Source organism: Pseudoalteromonas sp. UBA6610 (assembly GCF_002433295.1).
GTDB lineage: Bacteria > Pseudomonadota > Gammaproteobacteria > Enterobacterales > Alteromonadaceae > Pseudoalteromonas > Pseudoalteromonas atlantica.
Genome location: NZ_DJHW01000037.1, coordinates 7,936 through 18,737 on the forward strand (window position 1 = coordinate 7,936; position 10,802 = coordinate 18,737).

Consider the following 10,802-nt stretch of genomic DNA (forward strand, 5'->3'; position numbering starts at 1 on the left):
CCCCATTTCGTCTATGGGTTTTTCTAGGTTAAATAAATCTAGCATCACATACCCTAAACCCGCTTTTGTGGCATCAAGCATGGCGCGTACATCGCTTACCTTATAGTTGCCTTTCATTTTGTGGGTTTTGTATTCATCACCATGAGGCTGAGTGCTTAATTTTATTTGATCTAGGCTTACATCGCCATTGCCATAAACCACCGCTGGTAAGGCGATAAGCTCTTCAGGTGTGCTTGGCATACCATGGCGTGCAATAAAGTCATTAGAGGCAACCAAAGCAAAGTGCATGTCAGATATTTTTTTTGCCATTAGGTTGGAGTCATTCAATTTGCCAATTCTAAATGCTAAATCGTAATGATCGGCAATAATATCGTTGCGCTTATCATCAAGCATGAGGGTTATTTTTACCTCAGGGTATTTTTGCATAAATAAATTAATGGCAGGCTGCACATACTGCTGCCCAAAAAACATGCCCGAGGTAATGCGCAAAATACCTTTAGGTTTTGCTTGGTAGGAGTCGGCAATGCTATGAATATCACTGAGCGTATCAATTAAAATATGCGCTTGCTGGAGTATTTCCTCCCCTGCGGAGGTAAGCGAAAACGAGCGCGTAGAGCGATTAAGTAACTGAATACCTAAACTGCTTTCTAGCTTTTTAATTTGCTTTGAAAGCGATGAGTTGTCCATATCGTGCAGCGCCGCGGCTTTTGCAAATGAGCCTTGCTGTACTACATCAACAAATAACGCTAATTGGTTGGTGATTGACATCTCACTCTCCTAAATCCCAATAAGGTGTATCGGTGTAATAATTGCTCGCAAAATCAACAAACGCGCGCACTTTACTGGGTAAAAACTGCCTGTTTGCGTACACCATATAAAGCCCTATTGGCTCAGGCTCGTAGTCTTTTAATATACGTACTACTTTACCCTGTGCCAGCGCCTCACCAGCTATAAATGTTGGCTGCATGGCAATACCGCCACCTGCTATAGCGGCATTAAGTAGCAGGTCGCCATTGTTAGCAACTAGGTTACTTTCAAGCTTTAACTCGTTTTTAAGCTCGTTCGCTCCCCGTAGTTTTTTGGTGGGCTCGGTGTGTGCGTAGCGTAAATAGTTATGCGATTGCAGCTCTTCTAAGGTAGTAGGCGTGCCGTGCTGCGCTAAATAAGAAGGAGAGGCAAACACCGCTAACCTAATAGGCGCTATTTTTTTAGCAATAAGTGATGAGCTTTTTAAAACCCCTATGCGTAGCGCTATATCAATACCTTGCTCAACAATATCAACAAACTGGTCAGTAAGGTTTAGATCTAATTTTAAATTTGGATAACGCTTTTGAAACTCAACCAATAGCGGTGCTAAGTGCTTTACCCCAAACGACATAGGGGCACTAATACTGAGCACACCAGAGACATTTTCGTTTAGGTTATCGAGCGAATTTTCCATGTCGTCTATATCGTCTAGCACCTGTAAGCAGCGGGTAAAATAGTGATCTCCCGCCTCGGTAGTGCTTACTTTGCGCGTGGTGCGGTGCAGTAATCGGGTAGCAAGCCCCTCTTCTAGCGCAGACACATACTTGCTCACAAGTTGCGGCGATATATCGAGCTTATCGGCAGCTTTAGAAAAAGACCCCTCTTGTACAACACTTACAAAAGTCTTCATGGTGGTTAGCTTATCCATTATTAGCAATGCCTTGTTTATAATTTTTAAATAAAGATCGTATTAATTATGTTTATAAAAACAGTTAAAGTCCACATATCGCATTTTTGCACAGTTAGTGAGTTTTTATAGCGTTACAAACACATTTTTTTGCGTAAATAACTATTTATTTACAACAAAATGGAGTTAATACGTGCTACTGCAGCAATCACGCTTCTTTTTATCCATTCTAACGCCAAGTCGGGTTTATTAATAATGCAGTATCGCTGTACGTGAATAAGCACGCTTATATTTTTATTAATGACTAAGAGATAAAGCCATGAAAAGATTAAACAACAAAGTAGCCATCGTTACTGGTGCAGCACAAGGTATTGGCGCTGCTTATGCAAAAGGTTTAGCTCAACAAGGCGCTAAAGTTGTGCTTGCTGATTTAGCCGACCCAAGCGCAGCTGTAGCTGAAATTATTGCCGCTGGCGGCCAAGCAATAGGCTGCAAAGTAGATGTAACGAATAGTGAATCGTTAGATGCCATGGTAAAACAAACCGAAGCTGAATTTGGCCCGGTTGAAATATTAGTTAACAATGCCGCTATATTTGCTGCGCTTGAGCTTAAGCCATTTTGGGAAATATCTGAAGACGAATGGGATTTAGTTATGCGCGTAAATGCCCGCGGGCCTTTTCAATGTACCAAAGCAGTGTTGCCTAGCATGCGTAAATTAGGCCGCGGTAAAATCATTAACATTGCATCGGGTACATTTTTACGCGGTGCACCTATGTTTTGCCATTATGTGGCATCTAAAGGCGCGGTTGTTGGGCAAACACGTGCGTTGGCCACTGAGCTTGCTAACGATAATATTTTAGTTAATTGCCTATTAGTTGGCTTAACCGAAAGCGAAGGCGTTAAAAATAACGCACAGTTTGATAAAGCTAAAAATAGCACACTAGGCTCACGAGTAATAAAACGTGCAATGGAGCCTGAAGACTTACTTGGCCCTATTTACTTTTTAGCCAGTGAAGACAGCGATTTTATGACCGGACAATGTATTAACGTTGATGGTGGCGCAATTAACTACTAATACGCCTTTATCGCTTATTTAGTGTTAATTTAAAAGCCGATGTTTACGCATTGGCTTTTTAACGTGGGGGCAAATAAAAATCAGTTTAACAATACTGTATTTATAATATCTCAATGCGCGCTTTATTTATTAACAAAATAAAAGCCAATAAAATAAGGATATATTAATAAAATCCTTAGGTATTACCATGGCTCAACCTGCACTATTTATCTCTCACGGTTCACCTATTATGGCCGTACAGCAATCGCCAACGTCTGACTTTTTAAAAGCGCTTGGCAAGTCACTCAACACGCCACGCGCTATTGTTATTTTTTCGGCGCACTTTGATATGGCCCATGATGAAGCGGCCCATAATATTGTAATAACCGCAGGGCAAGCGCCTGAAACCATTCACGACTTTTATAATTTTCCTGCGCATATGTATAACATTAAATACCCTGCGCCAGGTCATCCTGAGCTTGCGGGTAATATTGCAACGCTATTTAAAAATAAAGGCATTACAGCAATACTTGATGAACGCCAAGGCTGGGATCATGGAGTATGGATACCACTGCGCTTAATGTACCCGCAGGCAAATATTCCTATTGTACAAGTATCTATAAATACTCAATTAGGCGCAAAAGCCATGTATGAATATGGGCAGTTACTTGCCCCACTTCGTGACGATAATATATTAATTATTGGCTCTGGCGGCATTAGCCACAACCTACGAGAAGTGTTTAAAACCCCTGCTACACCTAACCGTGTACAAAGGGTAAAAGCGTTTACCCAATGGGTTGAATATAAGCTTTTAGCGCAAGACACGCCCGCACTTTTAAATTACTTAGCCGATGCACCCCATGTGTTATTTAACCACCCTACCCAAGAGCATTTTTTACCACTCTTTGCTGCTATGGGGGCAGGCGGCAAGCAAGTTGAAAAACTCTTTAGTGATATTGAAATGGATATTTTAGCGCTTGATACCTATAAGTTTTATTAATTTTTATCAGTACAGTGCAAGCGCCTTTGGTTTTTTAATCAAAGTGTAATGGGGGTTTACAAAGAGGTGTTGGGCTAAACTATAATTAATAAACAATATACTTATTGAGCTCCTTGGTATAAGAATTTTTGGTATGTTTAAGTGGCGAGCGGTATTAGAGGTATTCGAATAGATATTTGATGAGATAGGGCTGCATATCCGTAGCTTTAAATTCTTGCTGCCAGACTGATAAATGTTATTAAACAAGCATAGGAATTAATGACCAAACTCATAATACAAGGTCTTTACATTTAGATTTTCCTAGGCATTTATTAGCACCAGTTCCAATTAAACTTCAAATAATTACTCGACTTTGCTTTAGCAAAAAATATTACATCATTTAGTTCATTATTAGATGCTAAAGCATGCTTACACCTTAAGTTGGCTTTGTTTCTAGTTGTTAGTGCGCCATGCCCAGTTCCACAGCCAGAGGCAATTAAATATATAGCACCTCCGTCATTTCGAACGCAGTCATTTATATAATCTAAAATAGGTTTTATGTTTTCGTAAATAATCAAATCATCACAAGATGAATAAAATTTTATGTGTTCTCCTGTATCCCACTCGTTGTAAAAGCCATGTTTAGAATGCGCTGGAGCAAGATCGCCAATAAATGATGGCTCAACATAATATGCAGTATTCGGTACTATATTTTTAAATACAAGCCTTAACTCGATTCCTTCATCATAGGCGACCACTTTAATGAAAGGATGAAACCCTATTAATGAATAAATATCGCTGTCACTACTGATTTTTATTAGTTGGCACTTAAAGCTATAAGGCCATTCTAATGATTGAAACCATTGTCGAAAAATTTTTCTTCCATTCAACTTCATCACAATTATATTGACCTTTATTTGACTGTGTTCAGCAGCACCAATGGGGGTAAATAAACAACCTTTAAAAATACAAGTAGTAAAGGCATAGCCGCTCAACAAGAAATTGATTTAATTCTTATATTAAAGCACCCTACAAGCATGGTAAATGCACGGTGATAATCTATTAGAGCAATGCATGGCTCATTTTTGAGGACTATTATGCTGATTGTCAAAAATTACTGAGCTTATCCTTCTGGCTTTGAATACATACCTTTGCTAGTTCAGTATCTTTTGTTCAAAAACATATTTTGTTTATCCGTTTTAGGCTGACTTTAACGTGCCATGGCAAACAACAGAAAGGGCGATTTATGCCTTAATTTTTCTGGATAAAGCAGAAGATCCACATTGGGGTAACTTTCACAAACTAAGGGCCAGATGCAATCGTCTGCTTATGAGGTTTCAATATACCGAAGGTACGACTTTCATGAGCCCCTGAGCTAAGTTACCAAGCCAAAATCAAAGGTATCAAAGAAGGATGATACTTATACCTAAGCCAACATTGTAAGAAATCAGCTTTTCAAATCATGTAGTGTGCTCTAAACGATGGAGGAGGTAAAGTAGGTGACATAATTAGCCCTCCTCGTTAGGCACTTTTAGTTTTTACTATCTGCACTTAGCGTGCATGAAGAGCAATATAATAAAGACAACAAAAAGGCTGGAATTTTAAGTGCTTTAGTAATGACTTGCTCACGGAATAGAACTGCTTTTGCCTATATTTTCATTTTTACGACAGATATAAGATTAAAGCCAAGTCGTAGCTTATTATAAATACGTGTGAGTATAGTTAGCTCCTCAGGAGTACATAGGAGTACTAGAGAAAGCTTCTCTTTAATTATAAAGCAATCGTTTATAGCATTTGTGCCTATTCTTCCATTGTTGATTGCACACAAACCTCTAAAAAAATCAATTATTAGAGATTCATCATTTAGGGCAGGAGCCACGTTTTCTAGTAAATAAATAGCGCTTCCTAGATACCAGTTTGGTAGAGTCCTCGTGTAGCTGCCATGTTGAAAACACACTTCCCCCCTGATAAATGCACTACCTTGGCTCATCATGCATTTACTAAAGTCGAGTGAATAAACAGGCATATCTCGTAAAGCAGCTCCGTGCTCGAGTAAAGGCTTCACCTGTTCTATCTGATTTGTTGAAACCGCACGAAGCATTTCATACTGTGTGCTGGGTGCCACAAAGCCCCAGTTACTTGAAGTTAAATTTAAGCCAAAGTCTTTTTTAGTATCAGCCCTTATATCAGCGGACTTTGAGGCTAACCTAGAAAATCGACCTTTTCTTTTTGTGGGGGTCTGTATATTAGCGTCATTTAATGAATTTTCGCCCTGGGGGTGCGCTCTTTTATTTACACAAATTTGTTCAGGCTCAATAGCTTGGTTTTCTAAGTTTGGGTTACAGGGCTGAGTTAAGCTTTCTTCTTTCATTATATCGTCCATGCTAAATTTGGTATTCAATTTATAAGTTAGGTTATTAATTGGGCGCTTTAACTTAGTGCGCCTATATATTCATGTCTATAAATATATTCCCCCATACATTCAGGTTGTAAAAATTTTCAAACCAATAAATTAATAATCAATCAACGAGACGCTACTATTTTAGTCCGACTGCATAAATGTTTAATTATTTATTTTTTATGGCTTTGTGAAATATTTAGAAATTAAGTTACTTATCTTCTTTTTTACTATTGTTTTATCATGTTGTGGTATAACAATACTTATTCTTGCCTTCGATTCCAGTGTTTCCATTAAATCAAACACAGCCTATATAAATAGCACGTACCATTTTTAGAACCGCTCGCCGTGTTAATACTTATACCGCTAGAAATTTTACGTAGTGTTTTTCTAGCTTTACCTTGGCTTACACCCTCATTGTATAGTTCAATGTATTTTCTTCGGTGTATTGAATTCTTAATAAACTATGGATTTATTCAAAAACCTAATATCCGCATTCGCTTATCAGTATTTTTTCTCAAGCCCCCCATGTGTTATTTAACCACCCTACCCAAGAGCATTTTTTACTACTCTTTGCTGCTATGGGCGCAGGCGGCAAGCAAGTTGAAAAACTCTTTAGTGATATTGAAATGGATATTTTAGCGCTTGATGCGTATAAGTTTTATTAATTTTAATCAGCCCGCTGCAAGCGCCTTGTGTTTTTTTAATTAAAGTGTAATGGGGGTTTACGCTTTCTATTTAGCGATCTCCGAGCATGTAATGTGCTTTAAAAGCTTCTAATTGACTGGGTTTATGATAATAAAAGCCTTGAATATACTTAAAGCCAATGCTTTGTACTATATCTAACTGCTCCTTATTCTCAACCCCTTCAACAATTACTTTTAAATCGAGGTGTGCAGCCATGTCGTATATAGACTCTAATAGTGAGATAGCGTCCGTGTTTTCCTCAATATTATGGATAAATGCACGATCTATCTTTATCGCTCTAAATTTATGGTTTCGCAAAAAGTCTAACCCTGCGTAGCCTGTTCCAAAGTCATCCACAGAAAAGCTAGGGCCAAACAGCTCTATACGCTTTAAGTTTTTTTTGAGCTCGGCCACTTGCTCTAAATTAAATTTATGTTCTTCTGTAATCTCTAGTACTAAATGTTTAGCTGTTCGTGGATGCAGTTCCAAAATATGTTCGAGTTGAGTGATAAACTCAGGGACTAAAATAGAACAGCGACTAATGTTCATACTAACGTACCTGTTCGCAAAAAAAACGGGGTTAGATTCAATCATTTGAATACATTTCTTTAGTACCAGCGTGGTTAAATCATCTATTAATTGAAACTGTTCGGCGATTGGTATAAAGACCGCTGGCGAGATATAGCCAAGTTTACTATGTTTCCATCGAGATAACGCTTCACATCCTATAGGGCTGTTCGTTTTTGAATTTACAATAGCTTGAAAATAGACATCAATCGTTTCGCTTTCAATTGCATATTTTAAATCTCTTTGTAGCACCCTTACTTTCAGATATTTTAATGCAAACGGCGTTACTATAAAGGTGATTACTATTAACACTAAAAGTAAAACTAAATTATGAAATATATAATCAAGATAAATCTGACTCTGCTTTTCATACTTGATAATTAAAGGAAAATCCTTAGCTTGAAGGGTTATTCCATCTATCTGATCAGTGTTTTTAGCTAATAGAGCCTCGTTGAGCAATAGCTGATATTTGAGGTGTTGATTTTCCAGCGTTTTTGAAAAAATATCTAGTAAATGATGCTTAGGGCTAACAATACCAATGTACGTATCTTTATTTATATTGAAATAGTTAAATATACTTCGAATATTAATATAAGTTGGAGTACCAAGAGATAACCCTTCTTCTGGTAGCTTGCTAACGTTTAATAACTTGTAAAAGTTAAGGTTATTTTTACCTCGTATACTTTCACAATAAACAACACCATCCCCATTAAATAGCCCTATAGCGTCTATTGAATTTATGTGATAAACAGTTTCTCTCATCGCTTTTTTGAGGGACGAACATTCACTTTTTAGTATGGGTAATAAAACACGTTTTGTTTCTTCCCGTTGCTTTAAATAGAGATCATTACTTTGATTTAAGAACGCCAAGGCATTCTCTTTTATTGTGGAATTTACACTAGAGACATGGTATGCGGTATTACCCATAACGAGAACAACTGAAATTACACATGCAGTTTTAAAAGCATCAGGCTCTACTATTTGTTTAACTAATTCTTTAGTCTTACTTATAACTTTTGAAAACAACAATTTAACTCCAATATCCTTATTGACTTCATATTAATACGCATTAAAGATGAAACACAAGCGTGTTTCCTCATTATGCGAGTTAATTTAATAATAGCGTTTGCTGTTTTGTTTTTATTTTGTTAACCACAAGGATAAAACAAAGTAGTTAATTCTTAATTACTAATGTCGAGGTGTATAGATAGCTTAATAATTGTACTAGTTGATTGTGCCGTTACATTACTAATAACGATGACAAACATTGAAGGGGATAAGGTGTTTAACCATAAGCTAGTTTAGTAAATGGTCCATCAAATAAGTAGGTATTATAAAAAGCAACTATAAACAAATATTTGCTGACGTGGTTAAAAAGTCTTTGTGCTGAGCTTGTTTTGCGTACTCAAATTAGCAAAGAGAAAGAGCTTACAATAAGAATACGTAAAAATGATTGGTTCGAGCAGATATTATAAGCTTTATTAATTTGAGCAACCGTTCAAAGTAAGTTAAGCTCAAAACGATTAACTTACAAGTATCTTAAAATTATTGGGAGCAAACATGGCAACCACACTCGCATTTGACGTATACGGTACGCTTATCAACACTCACGGCGTGCTGTCTTTACTTGAAGATATGATAGGCAATAACGCGCAAAACTTTTCAAATACATGGCGCGAAAAACAATTAGAGTATTCGTTTAGGCGTGGGTTAATGCAAAACTATATTCCGTTTTCATTATGTACCAAACATGCTCTAGATTACGCGTGTTTAGCGCACAAAACGCAGCTTAGTGACGAACAGAGGCAGCAATTGCTTGAGCAGTATAAAATTTTACCCGCCTTTGACGATGTTAAAAAAGGCCTTGAGCAACTTAAAGCACAAAACTACCGATTGTTTGCATTTTCTAATGGCGCTGCGGATGCGGTAAATAAATTGCTCGAAACCGCCGGCATAAACACCTATTTTGAGGGCGTTGTAAGTGCCGACGATATGAAAACATTTAAGCCAAACCCAGGTGTTTACAGCCATTTCTTACGCGAAACAAATTCAACGGGCGCAAACACGTGGCTTATTTCGAGTAACCCGTTTGATATTACCGGCGCTATTTCACATGGTATGCGCGGAGCATGGATAAAACGCTCTGAGGATTCTATTTTTGATCCGTGGGAAATTCAGCCAACCACCGTAGCCACCGATCTAGTGGATTTAAAAAATAAGCTTGAAGATATCAATTAAGCTGCATTTTTACTGTTATATCCCTCTTTAGCACTTAAGGTTTAACCGAGTTGTAAAGGGGGCTTACTTCTTATAGTGGTACTGCCCACTTATAATACGTTAGCTTTTAGCTACCCTCTCTCATCTCTTATATTTAAACCATCGCACTATTTTACAAACTGTCATTATTTAGTACGCATTTTGGCACCTTCTAATAGCTCATTTTATACACTTTGTTAGTTTTAAAAGTAATTCCTTATAACTAATCAGTCACTCCTAATTGCGACAATAAACCTATATCTAACCCTTAATCATTATTGTAAATGCAAATTGTTACTATTAAGATCCTCACCCCCAATACAGGTACAACCAAGGAGCGAATATGTCACAATTACAATCGGCGCAGCTCAGCCCTGTCGAAAATAAAGCAATATTTGAGCAAAACGGGTTACCTCCTCAATTTAATCTCGATCAGTTTATTAACTACCAAATAGCGTCGTTGCAGGGGCTTTCGGCTGTACAACAAGCTATGGCTAAAGCGCAAAAGCCGTTTTCTGGCGTGTCTGTTAATACGCTTGCCGCCACTGTAAATGATGTAGATTTAGCCAAACCTCTTGCTGATTTTCCTGCAGTATTAAACGAGCTTAAAAGTGTGTATTTAGATCACGCAGTGTATTTTCATCATCCGCGTTATATGGCGCATTTAAATTGCCCTGTTACGTACCCTGCAGTTGTAGCAGAGCACATCATTGGCGCAATCAATACCTCGGTAGACACCTGGGATCAAAGCGCTGGCGCGACCCTTATTGAACAAAAATTAATAGATTGGAGCTGTGAAAAAGCAAAATTACCTAGCACTGCTGATGGTGTTTTTACCAGTGGTGGTACGCAATCGAACTTAATGGCCATGCTTGTTGCTCGCGAAGTCGCAGTGAGCCGCTATGCACCTAATCATGAAGTAAAACTGCAAGGCTTGCCTGAAGTAGCCTCACGTTTTCGTATTTATTGCTCTGAGGTTGCGCATTTTAGTATTCAAAAGGCAGCGGCATTACTGGGCCTTGGTTATAACGCGGTAGTGCCCGTGGCTACAAACAATAAAATGCAAATGGATATGGACGCACTTAACCACGCAATTGCGGATTCTAAAACTAAGGGCGATTTACCTATCGCTGTGGTAATTACCGCAGGTACAACCGATTTTGGCTCAATTGACCCTGTTGAAGACATAGCAAAACTTGCTAAAAAA

10 protein-coding genes are annotated in these 10,802 nt (G+C 38.0%); 5 read left to right on the forward strand and 5 right to left on the reverse strand.

The genetic code is table 11. From position 1 onward, the window contains the following. Together B4F91_RS05140 and B4F91_RS05145 are read right to left on the reverse strand one after the other, a co-directional pair. A partial coding sequence (locus B4F91_RS05140; protein ID WP_288635404.1) for a LysR family transcriptional regulator occupies window positions 1–768 on the reverse strand: 768 nt, incomplete at its 3' end. Window position 769: 1 nt separating this feature from the next. Beyond that, window positions 770–1,675, reverse strand: a complete 906-nt coding sequence (locus B4F91_RS05145) for a LysR family transcriptional regulator (RefSeq protein ID WP_248450141.1) — start codon at window positions 1,673–1,675, stop codon at window positions 770–772. A 298-nt stretch (window positions 1,676–1,973) separates the two neighbouring features. Between B4F91_RS05145 and B4F91_RS05150 the strand changes: the two genes are divergently transcribed. Both B4F91_RS05150 and B4F91_RS05155 read left to right on the forward strand, forming a co-directional pair. After that, on the forward strand, window positions 1,974–2,729 hold the full coding sequence (locus B4F91_RS05150) for an SDR family NAD(P)-dependent oxidoreductase (RefSeq protein ID WP_004586289.1): 756 nt from the start codon (window positions 1,974–1,976) through the stop codon (window positions 2,727–2,729). A gap of 187 nt (window positions 2,730–2,916) precedes the next feature. Beyond that, window positions 2,917–3,708 (forward strand): DODA-type extradiol aromatic ring-opening family dioxygenase, encoded by a 792-nt coding sequence (locus B4F91_RS05155; RefSeq protein WP_064386493.1) that lies wholly within the window; start codon window positions 2,917–2,919, stop codon window positions 3,706–3,708. 311 nt (window positions 3,709–4,019) lie between these two features. Here the strand turns inward: B4F91_RS05155 and B4F91_RS05160 are convergent, their stop codons facing one another. Together B4F91_RS05160 and B4F91_RS05165 are read right to left on the reverse strand one after the other, a co-directional pair. Then, on the reverse strand, window positions 4,020–4,682 hold the full coding sequence (locus tag B4F91_RS05160) for a hypothetical protein (RefSeq protein ID WP_288635405.1): 663 nt from the start codon (window positions 4,680–4,682) through the stop codon (window positions 4,020–4,022). A gap of 653 nt (window positions 4,683–5,335) precedes the next feature. Then, window positions 5,336–6,058, reverse strand: a complete 723-nt coding sequence (locus tag B4F91_RS05165) for a hypothetical protein (RefSeq protein WP_096042613.1) — start codon at window positions 6,056–6,058, stop codon at window positions 5,336–5,338. 557 nt (window positions 6,059–6,615) lie between these two features. On the opposite strand from B4F91_RS05165, the gene B4F91_RS05170 reads away from it, so the two are divergent. Further along, window positions 6,616–6,753: a hypothetical protein gene (locus B4F91_RS05170; protein ID WP_286939224.1), complete on the forward strand. Its 138-nt coding sequence runs from the start codon at window positions 6,616–6,618 to the stop codon at window positions 6,751–6,753. Between the two features lie 70 nt (window positions 6,754–6,823). Here B4F91_RS05170 and B4F91_RS05175 read toward each other — a convergent pair whose 3' ends face one another. Beyond that, complete coding sequence (locus B4F91_RS05175) at window positions 6,824–8,368, reverse strand: EAL domain-containing protein (protein ID WP_096042614.1); 1,545 nt, start codon at window positions 8,366–8,368, stop codon at window positions 6,824–6,826. A gap of 531 nt (window positions 8,369–8,899) precedes the next feature. On the opposite strand from B4F91_RS05175, the gene B4F91_RS05180 reads away from it, so the two are divergent. After that, window positions 8,900–9,577 (forward strand): haloacid dehalogenase type II, encoded by a 678-nt coding sequence (locus B4F91_RS05180; RefSeq protein WP_286939222.1) that lies wholly within the window; start codon window positions 8,900–8,902, stop codon window positions 9,575–9,577. A 361-nt stretch (window positions 9,578–9,938) separates the two neighbouring features. Then, on the forward strand, window positions 9,939–10,802 hold an 864-nt coding region (locus B4F91_RS05185), incomplete at its 3' end, for a pyridoxal phosphate-dependent decarboxylase family protein (protein WP_288635406.1).